The 19,346-nt window shown below is 34.9% G+C and carries 17 protein-coding genes; 4 read left to right on the top strand and 13 right to left on the bottom strand.

All coding sequences use genetic code 11. The features are described from left to right. Positions 1-2 precede the first annotated feature (2 nt). The 5 genes from JF76_RS04115 to JF76_RS04095 all read right to left on the bottom strand — a co-directional run bounded on the left by JF76_RS04115 (position 3) and on the right by JF76_RS04095 (position 5,339). Positions 3-1,241, bottom strand: a complete 1,239-nt coding sequence (locus JF76_RS04115) for a PTS sugar transporter subunit IIC (RefSeq protein WP_045927932.1) — start codon at positions 1,239-1,241, stop codon at positions 3-5. Between the two features lie 21 nt (positions 1,242-1,262). Beyond that, complete coding sequence (locus tag JF76_RS04110; protein WP_045927931.1) at positions 1,263-1,571, bottom strand: PTS sugar transporter subunit IIB; 309 nt, start codon at positions 1,569-1,571, stop codon at positions 1,263-1,265. A gap of 142 nt (positions 1,572-1,713) precedes the next feature. After that, positions 1,714-3,102 (bottom strand): MFS transporter, encoded by a 1,389-nt coding sequence (locus JF76_RS04105; RefSeq protein WP_045927930.1) that lies wholly within the window; start codon positions 3,100-3,102, stop codon positions 1,714-1,716. 181 nt (positions 3,103-3,283) lie between these two features. Further along, complete coding sequence (locus JF76_RS04100; protein WP_045927929.1) at positions 3,284-4,633, bottom strand: glucose-6-phosphate isomerase; 1,350 nt, start codon at positions 4,631-4,633, stop codon at positions 3,284-3,286. A gap of 79 nt (positions 4,634-4,712) precedes the next feature. After that, complete coding sequence (locus JF76_RS04095; protein ID WP_045927928.1) at positions 4,713-5,339, bottom strand: VanZ family protein; 627 nt, start codon at positions 5,337-5,339, stop codon at positions 4,713-4,715. Between the two features lie 142 nt (positions 5,340-5,481). On the opposite strand from JF76_RS04095, the gene JF76_RS04090 reads away from it, so the two are divergent. Next, entirely contained in the window at positions 5,482-7,674 is a 2,193-nt protein-coding gene (locus tag JF76_RS04090) for an LTA synthase family protein (protein ID WP_045927927.1), read from the top strand. A 35-nt stretch (positions 7,675-7,709) separates the two neighbouring features. After that, entirely contained in the window at positions 7,710-8,576 is an 867-nt protein-coding gene (locus tag JF76_RS04085) for an SPFH domain-containing protein (RefSeq protein ID WP_045927926.1), read from the top strand. A 45-nt stretch (positions 8,577-8,621) separates the two neighbouring features. On the opposite strand, the gene JF76_RS04080 is transcribed toward JF76_RS04085, so the two are convergent. The 6 genes from JF76_RS04080 to glpK form a co-directional block, all read right to left on the bottom strand. Beyond that, positions 8,622-10,073 (bottom strand): sensor histidine kinase, encoded by a 1,452-nt coding sequence (locus JF76_RS04080; RefSeq protein ID WP_045927925.1) that lies wholly within the window; start codon positions 10,071-10,073, stop codon positions 8,622-8,624. A gap of 8 nt (positions 10,074-10,081) precedes the next feature. After that, positions 10,082-10,801 carry a response regulator transcription factor gene (locus tag JF76_RS04075; RefSeq protein ID WP_045927924.1) on the bottom strand — a complete coding sequence of 240 codons (720 nt, stop codon included), beginning with the start codon at positions 10,799-10,801 and terminating at the stop codon, positions 10,082-10,084. Continuing rightward, a complete protein-coding gene (locus tag JF76_RS04070) occupies positions 10,798-11,193 on the bottom strand; it encodes an SdpI family protein (protein WP_045927923.1) in 396 nt (131 codons plus the stop codon). The genes JF76_RS04075 and JF76_RS04070 overlap by 4 nt, the downstream gene beginning before the upstream one ends. A gap of 32 nt (positions 11,194-11,225) precedes the next feature. Next, positions 11,226-12,194: a mannose-6-phosphate isomerase, class I gene (manA, locus tag JF76_RS04065; RefSeq protein WP_045927922.1), complete on the bottom strand. Its 969-nt coding sequence runs from the start codon at positions 12,192-12,194 to the stop codon at positions 11,226-11,228. Positions 12,195-12,428: 234 nt separating this feature from the next. Further along, positions 12,429-14,174 (bottom strand): FAD-dependent oxidoreductase, encoded by a 1,746-nt coding sequence (locus JF76_RS04060; protein WP_045927921.1) that lies wholly within the window; start codon positions 14,172-14,174, stop codon positions 12,429-12,431. A 31-nt stretch (positions 14,175-14,205) separates the two neighbouring features. After that, entirely contained in the window at positions 14,206-15,723 is a 1,518-nt protein-coding gene (gene glpK, locus JF76_RS04055; RefSeq protein WP_045927920.1) for a glycerol kinase GlpK, read from the bottom strand. 145 nt (positions 15,724-15,868) lie between these two features. Between glpK and JF76_RS04050 the strand changes: the two genes are divergently transcribed. After that, positions 15,869-16,747 (top strand): LysR family transcriptional regulator, encoded by an 879-nt coding sequence (locus JF76_RS04050; RefSeq protein WP_045927919.1) that lies wholly within the window; start codon positions 15,869-15,871, stop codon positions 16,745-16,747. Positions 16,748-16,768: 21 nt separating this feature from the next. Here the strand turns inward: JF76_RS04050 and JF76_RS04045 are convergent, their stop codons facing one another. Next, a complete protein-coding gene (locus JF76_RS04045; protein WP_084600330.1) occupies positions 16,769-17,971 on the bottom strand; it encodes an MFS transporter in 1,203 nt (400 codons plus the stop codon). Between the two features lie 289 nt (positions 17,972-18,260). On the opposite strand from JF76_RS04045, the gene JF76_RS04040 reads away from it, so the two are divergent. Further along, complete coding sequence (locus JF76_RS04040; RefSeq protein ID WP_208854441.1) at positions 18,261-18,524, top strand: DUF2628 domain-containing protein; 264 nt, start codon at positions 18,261-18,263, stop codon at positions 18,522-18,524. A 159-nt stretch (positions 18,525-18,683) separates the two neighbouring features. Here JF76_RS04040 and JF76_RS04035 read toward each other — a convergent pair whose 3' ends face one another. Next, positions 18,684-18,899, bottom strand: a complete 216-nt coding sequence (locus JF76_RS04035; RefSeq protein WP_045927917.1) for a hypothetical protein — start codon at positions 18,897-18,899, stop codon at positions 18,684-18,686. Positions 18,900-19,346: the final 447 nt, after the last annotated feature.

Here is a 19,346-nt window from a genome sequence, read left to right as displayed (position 1 = left end):
CTCTAAGCCTCACTTCCAATTTCTTGTTTAACCAAATTCCTGTCATAAACTTTGAAAAATGGATAATAAATTAAACCGCCAACTATAAAAAGGATTGCTAATAGAATCATAGAGCTAACTGCTGGACTGACAATCCAAGTGACAAAAGGAAATGGGATATACCACATCTGCATTAATGAGTGAGGTATTGGAGAAAGACCTGCTTTAAACCATAAAGCAGTTATTAAAGGTAGAACAATGCCATTTATCCATAACGGAATCATTAAATAAGGGTTCCAAACTATTGTGCCGAATACAACTGGTTCATTGATGTTAAAAATAGTTGGTAAAACGCTAGCTTTGCCAAGAGCTTTTAGACGATTTGATTTCGCTAAAAATAGCATCATTAGTACTAGTGGCATAGTACAACCAACCCCTCCAATCCAAGGAAAACTATAAATAAGTTCACTGGTAAAGATATGTGTAACTGCATGTCCAGAACTAAATGCTTTAGCATTAGCGGCTATACCAGCAAACATTACAGGCTGATCAATTGCTGCTAACACCCATCCAGATATACCCATTGAATAGATAAAGCATTCGAAAAAAAGAAATATGGAAAAACCCCACCAGGTATCAAGTGAAGTAGTTAAAGGCGCAAAAATATTCACTATCAATTGATAAAAATTAAAATGTAATATATTTGTTAGTAGCCATCCTGTCGCAATCACGACCGTGACTGGCAACATAGAATCAAACCATGCAGTCACAAAGTCTGGCATCGACGTATCTTCACTAAAGAAACTAAATTTACCAAACAATTCCATAATTAAAGAAACGTAAATTCCTTCAATTAGAGCTACAAACATGCCTCCTGCACCTAGTTCTGAAAATTGATATGAGATTATATTACCTGTCTTATCCCAAGACGGATTGGCCAACATCAGAAAAAGTGCAACTGAGGATAGACCGGCTATAATTCTTTGCTTATTAATCTTCTTAAATTCCATAAAATTAAACGGTACTAAAAAAGCAACAAAGACTGAGGTTAAGCCAAAAGTAAAACTACTGATTGGTGACAAGTCTGGCCACCATTTCCAAAAATTAGTTGGAATATTTAATAGAGTTATCAATGAACCAACAAAAATAAATGGCAGCACTTCCAATATTGAATTTTTAATTGTAACAATCCACTGATTATTTGCAATTTTTTGCGCTCTGGGAGCGAACTTATTATTTAAAAAATTCATGAAGCTATTCATTTTTAAAACTCCTTTCTCATCCTACTGTTCTAGTTCTTTTCCCAAATGCTCTATTGCACCCTTGCCATCAAGGATTGAATAGTAATCTGGTTTCATCAAAATAACTTTTACATTTTCAGGTACTCTACTTTTTATTGCATCAAATTCAGCTTTTAAGTGAGGTCCTACCATTAATGCATCAATATCGTTAGCATAATCAGATAATTCTGCTTCACTTCTAGCTTGAATCTTAAAATCCAAACCTGCTTTTTTTGCGGCTTTACGCATATTTGCGGCCATAAAGCCAGAAGATGCCCCCGAGCCACAAATTAATAAAACTTTCTTACTCATAACGTTTTCCTTTCTAAAATAGATTTTCTACACCTCTATCATGACAAATTTTTGAAATTGCTTAAATTAAAGATTTGCACTAAAGAGGTGAAAAAAAAGCTTCGTCATTTGTAACGAAGCTTTCGATAGCTATTTTTTGATTTTATTTCAATTTCTTCTCAAGTCTGAATAAGTTTAAATAACTGAGCAAAATTATCACACTGACAAATGTCAAAAATAAAAATGCTTCCTGACTGCCTTGTGCCGTAAGTGCTGCATAATTACCAGGTCTTTTTTGCCAAGATGAAATAATAGCTGCCATTACGGTTGTTCCCATTGATCCAGCATACTGTTGACCCGTTTGAAAGACAGCAGTTGCATCAGTATGCAATTCTTCTGGCTGTAATTTCGATGCTTCAGCCATTGTATTATTAAAAGCCATCTGGCGACCAATAATCATAATGCCATAAAAAACGCCGACCATCAGCGTACTGATTTTCAAACTAAACAAAGAAAAAAGCAAACAAGCAGTTAAGCAGAATATTGTTCCAGTAAGTAGTGGCAATGGTGCACCCTTTTTATCATAAATATGGCCAAACCAAGGGTTTAAAATACCACTGATAATACAACCGGGAAGCAAAACCAAGCCCCCGATTAAAGAACTGGCATGATTAACTATTTGCACATAATTTGGTACCGCAAAACTGGTGCCGATATTGATAAACTGCAATAATAAATAAGATATCATAGCAAAAATGAAGGGCTTATTTTTAAAAATATTCAAGTTTATTAGTTTCTTTTTGCTCGTGCGTGACAGTTTAATAAACGTGTATACCAAGATTGCCACGATAATCATGCTGAGCCAAAAACCAATATCAGTAAAACCATTACTAATTCTATTGAAACCCAGGTTAAAAATTAACATCGCACTGGCTATAACAATATAACTTAACCAGTCAAAACTAGGATGCTTTTTCTCATGGTATTGTTCTATTACGAATAAACCCAAAATCATAATAACCACAGCAATTATCGCTACAATTTCAAAAATTAATGGCCAGCCAAAATAGTAAACAACTGTGCCGCCAAATGTAGGGCCTAGAGATGGTGCAAGAATAATGACTAAACCAGTCAACCCCATATAAAAGCCCCATTTTTCTTGCGGCATTAGTTCTACAACCATATTAAACATTAATGGTATTGACAATCCTGCTCCAACTGAAGAAATCAACCGACCTGCGAGTAAGACCCAGAAATTAGAGGCAAAAGCAGCCACAATTGAACCGGCAATAAATGCAATTGCAGCAGTTAAAAACAGTTGTCTTGCTGAAAAGCGCTCATTCAAATATGAGCTTGCAACCATAATCACTGAAATTGTTAGTAAATACCCTGTTGTCGTCCACTGGACTAATCCTAAACCAATATGAAATTGTTTCATCAATGTGGGAAAGGTAACATTTAAACTTGTTTCTGTCAAAATGGAAACAAAAGCCATTAAAGCACAACTGATAATTGCCAAAACCCGCTTTGGTGTTTCTTTCTTTTCTGCCATAAAATTAAATCTCCTTAATAAAAAAAGGCTAAAAGCCAAAAACTTTTACCCTTTCCATAATGGTTATATGAATAAATACAATGTACAGGATGATATGTCTTTTTCTTATATAAACATAACTCATGTAAAGTAAGCATATATTTATCTTAATCTTATTTTAAAATAATTTCAATAATAAAAATTATTTTTCCTGCTTAAATCTATTTGCTAAGTCATCGTGTAAATCTTCATAACCAGGTTTATTAAGCAAACCAAACATGTTCCGTTTATATTCTTCAACACCAGGTTGATTGAACGGATTAATGCCATTAACATAGCCAGAAACAGCAATTGCCAGTTCAAAGAAGTAAATTAGGTAGCCCAAAGTGTGTTCTGTTTGATCAGGAATATTAACTGTCATAACAGGGACACCACCATCAGTATGGGCCAGAACAACTCCTTCATAGGCACGTTCATTTACAAAGTTTAAGCTTTTACCAGATAAGAAATTCAACTGGTCTAAATTACGATCATCAGAAGGAATTTTGACATCATTTGCCGGATTTTCAACTCTAATAACTGTTTCAAAAAGATTTCTTCGACCTTCTTGAATATATTGACCCAATGAGTGCAAATCAGTCGTAAAGTTGGCGCTGGCCGGCCAAATACCTTTATTATCCTTTCCTTCTGATTCTCCCATTAATTGTTTGCACCATTCACTGAACATTCTTAAAGTTGGTTCATAGTTTTCAACAATTTCAGTAGTATAGCCTTTGCGATAAAGAATATTACGCAGAGCAGCATATTGATAAGGAGTCGCGTTACTTAAATCAGTATCGGTATACTCTGCTCTAGCATCAGCAGCGCCTTTCATTAATTGGTCAATATCAGCACCAGAAACTGCAATCGGCAACAGACCAACAGCTGACAAAACGCTGTAGCGACCACCAATATCATCTGGCACAACAAATTCTTCATAACCTTCAGCATCTGCTTCAGTTTTTAAGGCGCCTTTAGCACGATCGGTTGTAGCAAAAATTCTATTTTTAGCCTCATCTGCACCATACTTTTCAATTAATTTATCTTTAAAAATGCGAAAAGCAACGGCTGGTTCAGTAGTAGTACCAGATTTAGAAATGACATTAACACTAAAGTCCTTGTCACCGAGCCATTCAATCAAATCATGCAAATACGAGCCTGATAAGGAGTTGCCGCAGAAGACAACAGTAGGATATTTTTCTTTACCCTTGCCATAAAATGCACCATTTAAAAACTCAATAGCTGCTTGAGCGCCTAAATATGAACCACCAATACCGATACAAACTAAAACTTCAGAGTCACTTTGAATCTTTTGGGCTGCTTTTTTGATTCTGGCAAATTCCTCTTTATCATAATTAACCGGCAAATCAACCCAACCCAGAAAATCATTGCCTGCACCTGAACCATCTCTAAGTTCTTTATCGGCAACGCTAACTAAAGCTTGCATCTCGCTTAGTTCATTATCGTGAACAAATGGTGTCAGTTTTGTACCATCAAATTTAATTAAACTCATAAACACGCTCTCCTTACTGAATTAAATATTTATTTCACAAGAATATTTTAACAATCTTATTTTATAAATACCAGTGCTTTTAGTTAGTTTTACGCGTCTTTCTCCTGAATATTATTACAAGCCAATAGCAGAAATAGCCAATTACCGTTCCACAACTATTAAAGAACACATCATCAATATCTGTCACGCCGGTTTCTAATAAAAACTGCATCCCTTCAATAAATACCGAAAAAATGACGCCGGCCAAAACAACACGCCAAAAGGTTTGTTTTTTTGAAAAAACAAAGGGCGACAAAAATCCAAATGGAATAAAGCACAGGATATTACCCAAAGAATTGTATACAAAGTCCAGCCTGCTGGGGGCATGATACATTTTCCAAGTTTCCCTTAAGAAGACGAAATTTATTTCGTTTAAAGGTCTGTGCAGATTAAGTGTTAGATTCCAGGGAAAATAAGTATTACGAAAAGTAGTTAACATCAGCACTAAAATTAAATAAAAAGCAAATAACCATACTGACGCTTCAGACTTAATTGTACGCCGACTCCTAATAGTCATTAGCCAGATTAAGCGTATTACCATAAAAAACAAAAAATAAAAGATAGTTTTATCCAGTGCCAGTACAATTAACTTAATCAAAGCAAAATGATTGATTTTAGTAGCGTAAAGTTGCGAAAGCAGGTTATATAGTGGTCCTAAAAATATCATTCTGATTCAATTCCTAAAATATAGTTCATTTAAATTATACTCAAGTTTCTGCGATTAATTATTAAAAAAGGTCTAACAAAACGGAAAAGATTGTTTAAAAGGACAGAAACTTTTAAAATAGTCTGATAAGGGAGAGTTCATTTTGAATAAAAAAAATCTGACTAACTTCATTCAGACTCGGATAGGCTTTTTCTGCCTTCTGGTTGTGTTATTTGCGCTCAAGTACATTTTTGCAGCCTACCATGATTTCAATTTGGGTATTTCAGATCCTTATCAACATATTATCATGTGGTTAAGTCCTGTTGGTAGTGCAATTTTACTAATGAGCGTTGGATTATATTTTTCTAAGCCAGTCATTTCATATTGTGCAATGGTCCTGCTTGATGTAGCAAATTCGGGACTGTTATTTGCGAATGTTCTTTATTATCGTCAATTTTCCGATTTTATTACCGTAAAGACTATTACAAATGCTGGTAAGGTTGCCCCTGGTCTGGGAAAAAGTGCAGTTGCACTGCTTCAACCTTCTGACTTATTATTGTGGCTTGACCTTTTCATAATAATCATATTACTAATTGCTCACAAAATCAGAATTGATCAAAAATCCTTTGGCCTTCTTACACCTTTTGCTGTTACTTCAGTTGGTGCATTAATTTTAGTGCTGAATGTTTTTTTGGCCGAATCTTCGAGACCACGTTTATTAGGTACCACATTTGATCGTTCATACATTGTTAAATATCTTGGTATTGATACCTATACAGTTTATGACGCCGTTAAAAATGAACAAACCGAGCAGGTAAATAAAAACGCCAATACAGCTGACTTAAATAAAATTTTGGCTTACACCAAAAAAAATAAAATACCCGTAAATACTGAATATTTTGGTAAAGAAAAAGGCAAAAATGTAATAATAATTCATTTGGAAAGTTTTCAGCAGTTTCTAATTGATTTAAAAATCAACGGTAAGGAAGTTACGCCCTATCTCAATTCACTTTATCACAACAAACATACATTAAGTTTTGCCAATTTTTACCACCAAGTGGGCATTGGCCGAACTAGTGACGCAGAAAACATGCTGGAAACCAGCACCTATGGTATTTCTGACGGATCATTATTCACTGCCATGGGCAGCTCAAATACTTTTCAGGCTGCTCCTCAAATTTTGCGTCAACACTGCAACTACACTTCTGCTGTATTTCATGGCAATGTCGGCACTTTTTGGAACCGTGATGATGTTTATAAAAATATGGGTTATAACTATTTCTTTGACCAAAATTACTTTAGTCATGATAAAAATGACCATATTGGCTATGGCATCAAAGATAAAATTATGTTTGCTGAAAGCATCAAATATTTAGAAAGAATGCAGCAGCCTTTTTATACTAAATTTATTACCGTCACAAATCATACTCCATTTGACATGGATGAAGAGGACTTGGATCCGAATTTTAAAACCAGTGATACGTCAGACAAATCAATTAACAATTATTTTGAAACTGCTCATTATCTGGATCAATCTATCCGTGAATTTTTCAATTACTTGAAGAAATCAGGTTTGATTAAAAATACTATGGTTGTGATCTATGGAGACCATTACGGATTAACTAATTCTGAAAACGAAACTTTGGCACCAATTGTGGGTGAAAGTTCTGATACATGGAATAGCTATAATAATGTTCAAATGCAACGTGTACCTTTTATGATACATGCTCAAAATTTAAAGGGAAAAATCAAGCAAGAAGTCGCAGGCGAAATAGATGTATTGCCGACCTTGCTCCATCTTCTGGGAGTTTCAAATCGCAATTATATTCAATTTGGCAGTGATCTGCTAGCGCCAAAATATCGCCCCTGGCTTACTTTTAGGAATGGCACCATTGTTAGTCAAAAATACGTTATTATTGGTGGTAAAGGCTTAAAAGGCGTTGTTTACGACCGCAAAAGTGGCAAGCAGATTATTAATTTTACCGAGCAGGAAAAATATGAAATCACAAAATTGGCAAAAGAAGGCAAAAAGTCCCTTAAATACTCCGACTTACTAAATAATCATAATTTATTGCGTTTTTACACTCCTAGCGGATTTAAACCCGTTGACCCCACACAATTTGACTATTTAACCAATTACAGACAGATGGAAGGCCTCCGGCAGCAATTGAAAAATAAATCCACTGCTCTTATAAGTAAACAGCGCAAATCTACTACTAAGTTATACAAAACGGACGCTACAGAGCTTAAAGGTCGTGAAGAAGAAATCACAAAAATTCCTGAATCTGTTTCCGGCAATCATTTAATTGAAAAACAGACTAAGCCTAGTAAAAATCACAAAAAGTCATATAATTAAGAAATAAACATAATTTTTTAATTTTGGAGGATAAAATGAAAACTTTCATAATTGTTGTGCTGTTTTTGTTTTTATTACTCTCGTGCTGCCGGGTCGTCCCGCAAAACAATGAAGGTTTAATAGAAACATTAGGAAAATATTCCAGAACAGTAAAAGCAGGTTTAGTGCTAATCATTCCGGTAATACAGAGGTTGCGCAAAGTTTCCCTGGCAATGTTTCCGGCAGAAATTTCGAAATATTCGATTATTACCAAAGACAACGCAGAAATTACTACCAGTTTAACCCTAAATTACCTAGTAACTGATTCCTATAAATATTTTTACAATAATACTGACTCGGTAAAATCAATGGTTGAACTAATTCGTGGTCATTTGAGAGACATTATCGGGCGGATGGATCTAAATGATGCTTTGGGGTCAACAAGTAGTATAAATAGTCAGCTCTCCGATGCTATCGGTGATTTAACGGATATTTATGGCATTCGTGTAGTTAGGGTCAACATTGATGAGCTTTTACCTAGTACTGAAATTCAAAAAGCCATGGACAAACAGTTAACTGCCGATCGTGAAAAAATAGCTGCTATTGAAAAAGCTGAAGGCGAAGCTAAAAATATTGAACTGACCACAAAGGCTAAAAATGATGCTTTAATTGCAACGGCTAAGGCTAAGGCCGAAGCTGTCAAAACAGAAGCAGATGCTGAAGCATATCGAATAAATCAATTACAAGCCAGCCTGGCTAAAGCAAGTGACGGTTACTTTAAAAATCAGAGTTTGGACAGTTTTAATAATTTAGCTAAAGGACCTAACAATCTAATTGTAGTCAATAAAGACGACCTTACCAATTTAGGAAGCATTCCAGCGACTGCAAAGATCTGGCATGAAGCAACAAAAGAAAACGAATAAATTCTGCACAACAAAAAATCATTTCCGCATTTGGAAATGATTTTTTTAGTTTTCGAGGTATTGCTCATATCCGCGATCAAATAAAATAATTGTAAATTCAGCCCCTTGATTTATTTCTGACTGCACGCTTATTTTGCCTCCATGTTGTTTGATCAAAGAAGAAACGATTGCCAATCCTAAGCCATACTCTCCTTTACCAGAGCTGCTACGAGAAGGATCAGCTTTAAAATATCTTTCAAATACATATTTAATTTGTTGATGATTCATCCCAATACCATTATCTTCAACAATAATAGTTGTTGCATGTGCAACCCGATAGCCGCTTATTTGAATTTCGCCATCAGAAGTAAACTGAATTGCATTCTGAACCAAATTAACCATTATTTGAGTAAAACGATCTTTATCAGCATAGATAGGCAAATCTCTTGGTGCATTGATAGTAATTGTGTCATTAACCTTGGCAGCATTTTGTTTAAGCTGCATTGTTACATCATCTAGCGTTTTTCTAGCATTAAAGGTGGTCTTAACTAAGTTTATTTGATTATTACGAATTTTTTCATAATCCAAATTTTCGTTAACTAATCGAATCAGACGCTTAGTTTCCCTATTCATCAAGGCAATAGATTTGGGCTTAGCTTTATCGGGAATAGCATCATATTGTAAACCTTCTAGAATACCATTAATAGTAGTCAAAGGCGTACGCATTTCATGAGCCGCATCAGCCATAAATTGATCACGCCTTTTTTCCTGCTCCTTAACTTCTTGGTTTGATTTTTTTAAAACGCGAACCATCTGATTGAAGTTGTCAGCCAGCTGAGTTATCTCATCATTTCCACTATAATTTGTTTGGACGTCAAAATCACCAGCAGCAACTTTTTTAGTAGCACTTGACAGCTTTTTTATTCTGTCCGTTGCATAAAAAGAAAGAATCAAACTAAGCATCAAGCCCACAATAATTGCTGAAACAAGAGCACTAAACAAATTTTGCTTAGCTATTGTCACCGGTCTTTCCACTTTGGCAACTCGCACGCCTAACCAAATCGCTCCAATGAATTTACCTTTGTTTTTCCATGGTAAGAGAACACCGGTACAAGCATCTTTTTTATGCCCTAAGCTGGAAAGTGCATCATTATTATTTTTGATATGAAGTTTCTTTCCCTTCTTTAGTTGCATAACTCGTTGTGAAGTTAGTCGGATGTCTTCATTTTTATTAGGATAAATCTGAGCACCTTGATCATCAAAAACACTGAGATACACCCTGTCACTATGGAGAACGAATTCTAATTTATGCAAAAATTTGGGGTTCAACATGGCCGAGCCATTTTTTTCATCGCTTACGGCTAAAGTACCTAAAGCTGAGGCAAAATCCTCCATTCTCTGATAATTATATTCATATGATTGTTTAGTTGCGTTATTTATTTCAGAAAAACCGATTATTGATACCGTAGTAAGAATGATTAGTAAAAAGCTAAGCATATGCTGATAAATTAACTTCATGTGAAAACCTACGAATCATCAAATTTATAGCCAACGCCCCAAACGGTTTGGATGACATTTGCACCTACTTTTTCCAATTTTTGGCGCAATTTTTTAATATGTGCATCCACGGTGCGATCTTCACCATAATAATCATAACCCCAGACAGACTCTAACAATTGTTCACGAGAAAATACTTGTTTGGGCTTCTGTGCCATGGTATAGAGTAAATCAAACTCTTTAGGTGTAATATTTTCAACATATTGACCATCATAAAGCACCTCACGCCGACTTTTAGAAATTTTTATGTGATCAGTTTCGACATCAAATTTTTCAGTATTCTCTGCTAATTTTGTTTGTTCCTGCTTATCATCAATTCTAATCCTACGTTGTAAAGCTTTGATGCGAGCTATTAAAGCTAGTGGACTAAATGGTTTAGACACATAGTCATCAGCACCAGCATTAAATCCTTGAATCTGCTCTTCTTCACTACTACGAGCAGTCAACATGATAATTGGTATGGTAGGTGAAATTGCACAAACCTCTTTAGCAACTTCTATGCCATCTTTTTTTGGCAAATTAAGGTCTAATGTTATTAAATCATACTGATCTGGATTTTTAGCAAACATTTTAACGGCTTGTTCTCCATCAGTCGCAATATCCGTGGTCCATCCTTCTTTTTCAAAGAATATTTCCATCATTTCTGCAACCGACTGATCATCCTCGACCATTAAAATTTTCAGTTTCATTTTCGGTCCCTAAATCCTTTTGTTCTCTCCTTTTTTACTTTGTCAGGGTCTATGTAATCTGCTGGTAATTCATGACGCTTTTGCAAAAAGCTTTTTAAACTCTTCTCCGTAGCCATGATTGGAAAGATAATGAAAAGATAAAATGTCAGCAGCCAAAGTAAAAAATATCGATCCCATTTAAGTAAATGGATTCCAATCCCCAATACTAATTGGATTAAACCAAATATAATAAAATAGTAACTTGCCTTGTGCTGGGCAAATTTGAAACTAGCTTTATTAACTTGGGCCAAGTAGGAATAATAACTATAAAATGGACGTGGTCTTTTGGGAGGCGATATCAGCCATAACAGTCCAACTACCATAATAATCGAACCGCACGCAATATAAATCATTCTCTTTTCCTTTCCATCTTAAGACTTAAGAATTAATCCTGATTGCCAGGAGTAGAAATAACCATTTTCATATTACCTAAAAATTTAAATTCCTTAATATTATTTGGAATTATCATATTTGTACCAATAGATAAATTAAAAGTCTTGTTTTCACACTCAATTGTACCTGAACCATTAATAATTGTTACTAATAAGAAAGGATGCCCATTTAAGCCAGTATTCCACTGACCATTTAAATCTATTTGCCACAGATAAAAATGAGGAGATAGTGGTGGTTGCACCAAGGTCTTAATGATGGCATCTTGCTTTTTTCTAGTTGTTATTTCAAGTTTAGGATCAACGTGAGGTACTTGAGTGACATCAATAGACTTCTGAGTGTGCAGCTCCCTTTTTTTGCCAGTCTTTTGATCTACACGATCATAATCATATAAACGGTAGGTAACATCACTTGACTGCTGCGTTTCAATAACTAAAATACCTTTAGTCAAAGCATGAATTGTTCCCGAGGGGACATAGAAAAAGTCTCCGGCTTTGACAGGAACTTTGCGTAATAATTTGTCCCACTCGCCTTTGTGAATCATATCTGCAAGTTCTGAACGTGTTTTAGCAGTATGACCATATATTAGATATGACCCTGGATCTGCCTGTAAAACATACCAGCTTTCTGTCTTTCCACTGTCATTTTCTACTTTGCGGGCATATTCATCATTTGGATGAACTTGCACAGATAAATTATCATTGGCATCCAAAAACTTAACAAGGAGCGGAAATTCCTTACTCTTGGGGTTACCAAATAGTTCCGGATTTTCATAATATACTTTACGTAAACTCTGTCCTTTAAAGTCACCGTTTGTAATAGTTGAAGCGTCATCCTTATATCCGGAAATAACCCAAGCTTCACCAACTTTACCGTCAGGTATATCGTAATTAAAAATAGTTTTTAATTTTCGTCCACCCCAAATTTTGGGTCTAAAATATGGGTTAAGAAAAAATGGCTCCATTATGATCACCTCACTATTAGTTTAATCTTTTAAAGTATAAATTTAAAACTATTTTTTCAAATATGAAAACAAATGTTATTATTTTAAAAGCTGATTCCATAATAAAATATTTATAATAAATAATTTCGTTTATTTTAATATAACGTTTCAAAAATACCAAAGAAAAAACCTATCATATTGTTTTGACAGGTTTTTAAATGGGGAATAATTTACTACTATTTTTATTGTTTTCTTCTACTGTCTTTTGCTTTTTAATCCCTCCAGTCTTGATTCTGCAATCTCGTGTTCCAACTCGTTTTCATATTGTTCTCTTTGAGCTTTATCCCAGCCATAATAATCAGACATGTGTTTAATCACGCCATTCTTTACCTGGTCTAAGGTATCACTCTTGAATAAAATATGATAAGTACGTCTTAATAGGTAATCAACAGGTGTTAATGTCATTTCCTCTGCAAGCGAGTAATCAAGAGCTGCAGTTTCACCAATACTCAATCCTTCTTCTGGTTTGACTGTTTGGGCATAGTCATAAATTTGCTCCGCCTGAGAACCAAATAAGTTTGCAATCTCTTTTGCATCATCAGCTGCAAGGCCAGCAGCCACACCATCTTTCGCAATGCGAGCAAGTTCAGCTTCTGCGTTGTCAGAATCGAAATCGCCACCAGCAACTTTAATTTCTGCTGAATCTTGCAACGTAAAGTTTTTAGAAAACTCGTCATGAAATTTTTGCTGGATTTTCTTCATTGCACCATTAGCCATGATGCGGTAATCTGTCAACTTACCGCCGGCTAAAGTGATCAATCCATCTTCGGCTTCAGTTAACGAACTACCACGTGATACCGCAGATGGTGCTGAAGTACTGTCAGAAACGCTGGCACCAGTTGCTGCATCTGCAGCTTCGTTACCTTCAACTTCTACTTCGATTAAAGGACGTACACCAGCCCAGCTGGCTTCGATATCATTAATTGTTAAATGAGCAGCAGGATACTTTTTATTGATGATATTTAACAAGTAGTCTACATCGCTTTGTTCAACAGTAGGATGAGCATAATCACCGGTAAAGTCAGTATCCGTTGTGCCGAAATAGGTTTTACCTTCCCGAGGAATAGTGAAAATCATTCGGCCATCAGCCGTACCCGAGCCAAAATATGTTGGCTGTGGCACAGTCAAGCGGGATTGGTCAACTACCAAGTGGACACCTTTTGTAGGACGCAAACGCGGTTTTTTGTAAACTTCTTTATCTTCTTGTCTTACCAAATCTGACCAAGGCCCAGAAGTGTTAATAACAACATCGGCATGAATATCAAATTCCTCGCCTGTTAAATTGTCATGAACGCGAACACCATTAACTTGTTTTTGATCATTATGTAAAATTTCGATGCTCTTCAGGCGACTAACAGCTAGACACCCTAATTCATGAGCCTTTTTAACATTTTCTACTACCAAGCGGGAATCGTTATTTTGATAATCCAAGTAAACACCTGCACCCTGCAGATTCTCACTATTTAATTGTGGTTCTCGTTTTAAGGTTTCTTCCTTATCCATCATGTAGTTGGCATATTTAATTAAAGGTGAATCTCCATCGATACCTGCTAAATGATCATAAAGATCCATCGCTACTTTTACCGAGAACATAGTAAACGTTGTCCCTGGTTCGTCATAAATTGGCAAAATCATAGGATCGGGTTGGGTCATATGTGGAGCGATATGCTGGATAACAGCACGTTCCTTGACTGTATCAGAAACGACTTGGACATCAAAAGTCTTCAGATAGCGAATACCACCATGTACAAGTCTGGTAGACCTTGATGAAGTGCCTCCACCAAAGTCTTGCATATCAATCAAGCCTGTCTTCATTTTGGCTGCACTGGCCTGAAGAGCAACGCCTGCTCCGGTAATGCCGCCTCCGATAACCAGCAAATCTAATTTTTCATTTTTTAAACGTTCAATTTCTTCTTTTCTGGTTTCAATTGAAAACGCCATGATTTGGCCTCTTTCTTTTTAATAAAAATTTCTAATTGTTTTTCTGGTATGGCTTATATGAAAAGCTCTGAGCAGCTTTAACAGCTGATTTCCAGCCTTCATAAAGGTGATCTCTTTCTGCACTGCTCATTTGCGGTTTAAAGGTTTTACCTACTTTTTGAATTTTCTTGATTTCATCAAAGTCTTTCCAAAAACCAATGGCTAAACCTGCAAGAAACGCTGCACCTAATGCTGTTGTTTCAAGGTTAGCCGCACGCTCAATTTCGATACCCAAGATATCAGCTTGGAACTGCATTAAATAGTCATTATTGGCAGCACCACCATCAACCTTTAATTTTGGAATTTGAATCTTGGTATCTTCGTGCATCGTATCAATAACATCACGACTTTCATAAGCCAAAGACTGTAATGTGGCTTTTGTAAAGTCATCACTGGTTGTTCCACGAGTCAGACCGAAAACAGCTCCCCGGACATTAGAATCCCAGTACGGAGCACCTAAACCGGTAAATGCAGGGACGACGAAAACTTCATTATTATCTTTTGAGCGCTTGGCAGCTTCTTCTGATTGAGGAGCGTCATCAATAATTCCTAGTTGATCACGCAGCCACTGAATAGCAGAACCAGCTACGTAAATACTACCTTCCAAAGCATAATTTACTTTGCCGTTTATGCCATAAGCCACAGTAGTTAACAAATTATTAGCTGAAAATTTGGGTTTTTCGCCAGTATTCATAACGGTGAATGCACCGGTGCCATAGGTGTTTTTAACCATTCCCGGCTCAAATGCTAACTGCCCAAACAAAGCTGACTGCTGGTCACCTGCCATGCCAGAAATTGGTACTTGACTACCATAAAAGTGAAATTCAGCTGTAGTACCATAAATTTCGGAGTTAGACCGAATTTCCGGTAAAATTTTTCTTGGAATGTTTAATAACTTAAGTATTTCATCATCCCAATCAAGCTTGGTAATATTAAACAGCATTGTCCGGCTGGCATTCGTATAATCTGTCACGTGGACCTTGCCACCAGTCAATTTCCATACTAACCATGAATCAATAGTACCAAACAATAATTCACCGTTTTCTGCACGTTCTTGAGCTCCCGGAACATGATCAAGAATCCAGCGAATTTTAGTAGCTGAAAAGTAGGCGTCAGGAATTAGTCCCGTTTTTTCATGAATCATATCCGTATAGCCATCAGCAATAATTTTATCGGCAATATCCGAAGTCTGACGGGATTGCCAGACAATAGCATGATAGATCGGCAAGCCGGTCTTCTTATCCCAAATAACAGTCGTTTCACGCTGATTGGTGATACCGATAGCTGCAATTTGGTTAGGTTTAATCCCTGAATTAATAAAAGAATTGGCAATTGTAGATAAAACTGAGTTCCAAATTTCGTTGGCATCATGTTCTACCCAGCCAGGTTTAGGAAAATACTGATTAAACTCTTTCCGTGAGTCAATTACTTTTTTACCAGAATGGTCCAAAATAATTGCCCTTGTACTAGTAGTACCTTCATCAATCGCTAAAATATATTTTTCAGCCATTATACTTTCTCCTTTTTAGTATTAAAACTAATTTTGTAAAGGTAACTGTCGTTACAATTCAATTTTACCCTCGCTTTTTGGGAAGCGCTAACATATAATGATAATAACTTATTAGTTAAAGTTATAAGTAAAAGGACAAAGTGTGATGAAATACAGTTTATTAACATATAAGTACTTTATTGACGTCGTTGAAACTCAAGGATTTACCCCTGCTGCCAAAAGAAATTTTGTCTCCCAAACAGCAATTAGCAATGCAATAAAAAATTTAGAGAAAGACCTGGGCGTTCAACTTATTGATAGGTCAACTTCTCATTTTAAGGTCACTTTAGCCGGAATTAATTTGTACCATTGTGCAGTGCCTGTACTAAACAAATATTATGAGTTTAGCGAAAAAATCAGCCAATTAAACAATTCCTTTCAAACAATAAGAATTCATTATTTGCACGCCTTCAATTATTGGGCAGTTCAATTGGCTCAGTCTCTTGCTAAAAACAATCCAGGTTTACAATTACAACTTGACACTGAAAACTTTGCCGCCAGTATACCTAAACTCGATGCAGGAGATTATGACGTATTGATTGGGTTTTCCACTGCCGTTAGTAAAATTAAAAATATCCATGTTAGAAAAATCGGAACAGCCAATTTTGGCATTTTATTGAATCAAAAGGCTATTGATCAAAAAGGAAGACTCAAAAAGGAAGTTATAAAAAAGCAGCCCCTTTTCTTACAAAAATGGACTGCTACTGATAATAATGATGTACAAACAAAAATTAAAAATATTCTGGAAAAAATGAATATTAGTTATGAACAAATTAATTATTTAGATAGCTTTGACGCTGCTTTATCAAACGTTGTTTTAAATTATGGAATGGCTATATATCCGGAAGAGCTGCCACTGCCGAAAATATATGATGAATATGTTACTTTTTTACCAAACTTGCCTAAACTAAAATACGATGTTGTTGCGATATATAAAAATCCAGCTATTTATAATATATTAGAACATTCCCTGTCTAAAAAATAAGTATTAAGTTGCTTTCTATAATTAGTCCAGTTTTTCCAGTTTTCCCAATTTACCTAAACCAGTAACTACAGTTATAAGTATTGAAAAAGACATACAGATAGCGGCAACAATAAATATTGAATGGACTTCAGCTTTGATTAGAAAACCACTAATTAAAGACATAACAGGACCAATTATTCTTGTTAGTGAAGTTGAAATCGAAGTTATTGTTCCTTTAAATTTAGATGGGGTTTCTGCTTGAATAACAGTAAAGAAGTTGGCTTGCGACCAGACGCTACCAAACGAAACCAATGCGTAACCAAAAGTGACCCAAATAAATGACTGGACATCAAGCATAATTAGGAAGCCTCCCATTATTAACAGGGCAATCATAATCATTTGCGTACCGAGTCTCATGCTTTTATTAATGCGCAAATAAATAAAATTGCCTAAAATACTTGCAATCGCTGCTACTGTGTAAAAGATACTGACCATATTAACAGAAACTTTCATTTCTTGTTTTAACAAAAAAGTAAGCATGGGAACAACTGCTTGAAAGCCAATGTTTGCCACAAAAAAACTTACGATCAGCCATTTAATATCATGATGTGCAAATAAAAATGTGATTCCCTCTTTTGCGCTTTTATTAAAAGACTTTTCTTCTTTCACTGACTTATTTTCTTTATACAACGGTTCATAATCTTTAATGACATAGGTTAAGTAGCCAAAACTGAAGGCATCTAGCAAAAAACCACCTACGTAATCAATTAAATTAATAATGACAGCTGCAATACCTGGACCAAAAGTTTTTTGAATCGATGAAATTAATCCCATTTGTCCTGAAACAGATGAAAGTTCTTCTTTTTTAACTGACTCGGCTATGAAAATTTGATATCCGGTCCAAGTAATTAAATCAAATGTACCAAGTATAAAGACTACCAATAAAAGCCAATATAATGAAATGTTTTTTATAACCAAAAATGGTGCAATTATAATTAACACCATTTGCATTATTAAAGAAAAGAGCATGATTTTCTTACGAGAATATATATCAAAAATGGGCCCAATTGTTAGTCCAAACAATGCTGTGGGCAGATATTCAACTGCAGTCAACAGTCCCATTATGACTGATGAATGAGTTCTAGACAGCATCAGCAGTGGAATTGCAAAAGTGTAAAATTGGTCACCCAGTCCTGAAATGGCATAGCCTAAAAGTAGTTTGTTTTTTTGTGTTAAATTTTTCATTGTCAATTCTTTTCAAATTTACGACAGACTATGTACTTAACTATTAAAACGCACATAATTTGCCGTTTTTAAGTTTAAATTAATTTAAGTAGTTTTATTGTTAGTAAGATAGTTTTTAAATCAGATCGTTTTTTGCTTTATTTTTAGTATAATAAATATATATAAATAGAATAGCAGATTTTCTTAAGATTTGTCCATATTGCCAGCGACCTAAAACCTAAGGTAAAAATTAAGGAGTGTAAAAATAAAAGCAAATTTGAAAAGTGATAAAACAGGAGTAATTAAACAGGTGAAAGCTGGGGCAAGTTGGACAGCCTTTTTCTTTGGTGCGTGGGTACCAATCTTCAGAGGAGACTGGAAGTTTACCATTCTTTTTGGAATTATTCAATTACTTGAATTTTTTTCTTTTGGAATTATAGGACTAATTATAAGAATTGTAACCTGTGTCAAATATAATTCTTGGTATATATCAGAACTACTAAATAATGGTTATTCTCCTGCTGATAAAACATCTGAACAGGTATTAAGACAAAAAGGTCTTTACCTAATCTGATGAGATTTCAAATAAACGGATTTATAATTACAAGTAGAATGGTAAACTTTAATACAACTAACTAACTAAAATTAAACTCTTCCAATTAAAATACAATTATCTCAAAATGTGACCTCAAAACTCAAAAAATATTTGAAGGTCATTTTTTTGGTTAAAATTTTATTTCTTGATTTCACACGCACTCACAATTTCTGAGATGCGAACTTCATTTTCTTCAGAACCTCCAATAAAAGTTAATTCTGGTTCATCATCTTCTTCATTCATAATATCTTGGACAAATATTGTTTTCGTTTTGCCATTTTTTAACTTAAATTGAACAGTTCTACCAGAAAAATGTTTTCCTAACTCTTGCAATGTCATTTTATGTGGATCCATTTCATCAACTTCCTAGTCATCAAACAATTTTTATATAATTTTGATAGGGAAATAGATAAGCTTATAAGTCATCATTTTTAAATACTCAGTGAATAACAAGTAACATTTATTTTCACTTTTTTCATTTTTTTCATTTTATAACACTTACTTATTGTTTTTTACTACTTCTCTTTTATCATAATACTCTATTGATCTCTTTGTCTATATAGTTAATAAGCATTTTTGCTACACGATAAATTGTTTCATATTATTTTTACCGAATAATCTTTCACAGAAAATGTTTATCAAAAAATGGATTGTTATCTATTAACAAACACTTCACTTTGGTTTTCATATTCAAAGAATAAAATATTTAGATTATTTATTCTTTTATGCTGTGCAAATGCCGTGCGAAGATAAAATAAAGCCCTATGAATGCTTTATTCATAGGGCTTTATTGATATATCT

The sequence above is a fragment of the Lactobacillus kullabergensis genome, assembly GCF_000967195.1.
Lineage (GTDB): Bacteria > Bacillota > Bacilli > Lactobacillales > Lactobacillaceae > Lactobacillus > Lactobacillus kullabergensis.
Note: the sequence above shows the minus strand (reverse complement) of the source record. Positions and strands in the feature narration are given on the sequence as shown.

Bases quoted from the DNA above. Each gene is read 5' to 3' on its own strand.
- JF76_RS04115 (WP_045927932.1), bottom strand. From the start codon at position 1,241: ATGAATAGCTTCATGAATTTTTTAAATAATAAGTTCGCTCCCAGAGCG.
- JF76_RS04110 (WP_045927931.1), bottom strand. From the start codon at position 1,571: ATGAGTAAGAAAGTTTTATTAATTTGTGGCTCGGGGGCATCTTCTGGC.
- JF76_RS04105 (WP_045927930.1), bottom strand. From the start codon at position 3,102: ATGGCAGAAAAGAAAGAAACACCAAAGCGGGTTTTGGCAATTATCAGT.
- JF76_RS04100 (WP_045927929.1), bottom strand. From the start codon at position 4,633: ATGAGTTTAATTAAATTTGATGGTACAAAACTGACACCATTTGTTCAC.
- JF76_RS04095 (WP_045927928.1), bottom strand. From the start codon at position 5,339: ATGATATTTTTAGGACCACTATATAACCTGCTTTCGCAACTTTACGCT.
- JF76_RS04085 (WP_045927926.1), top strand. From the start codon at position 7,710: ATGAAAACTTTCATAATTGTTGTGCTGTTTTTGTTTTTATTACTCTCG.
- JF76_RS04080 (WP_045927925.1), bottom strand. From the start codon at position 10,073: ATGAAGTTAATTTATCAGCATATGCTTAGCTTTTTACTAATCATTCTT.
- JF76_RS04075 (WP_045927924.1), bottom strand. From the start codon at position 10,801: ATGAAACTGAAAATTTTAATGGTCGAGGATGATCAGTCGGTTGCAGAA.
- JF76_RS04070 (WP_045927923.1), bottom strand. From the start codon at position 11,193: ATGATTTATATTGCGTGCGGTTCGATTATTATGGTAGTTGGACTGTTA.
- manA (WP_045927922.1), bottom strand. From the start codon at position 12,194: ATGGAGCCATTTTTTCTTAACCCATATTTTAGACCCAAAATTTGGGGT.
- JF76_RS04060 (WP_045927921.1), bottom strand. From the start codon at position 14,174: ATGGCGTTTTCAATTGAAACCAGAAAAGAAGAAATTGAACGTTTAAAA.
- glpK (WP_045927920.1), bottom strand. From the start codon at position 15,723: ATGGCTGAAAAATATATTTTAGCGATTGATGAAGGTACTACTAGTACA.
- JF76_RS04050 (WP_045927919.1), top strand. From the start codon at position 15,869: ATGAAATACAGTTTATTAACATATAAGTACTTTATTGACGTCGTTGAA.
- JF76_RS04045 (WP_084600330.1), bottom strand. From the start codon at position 17,971: ATGAAAAATTTAACACAAAAAAACAAACTACTTTTAGGCTATGCCATT.
- JF76_RS04035 (WP_045927917.1), bottom strand. From the start codon at position 18,899: ATGGATCCACATAAAATGACATTGCAAGAGTTAGGAAAACATTTTTCT.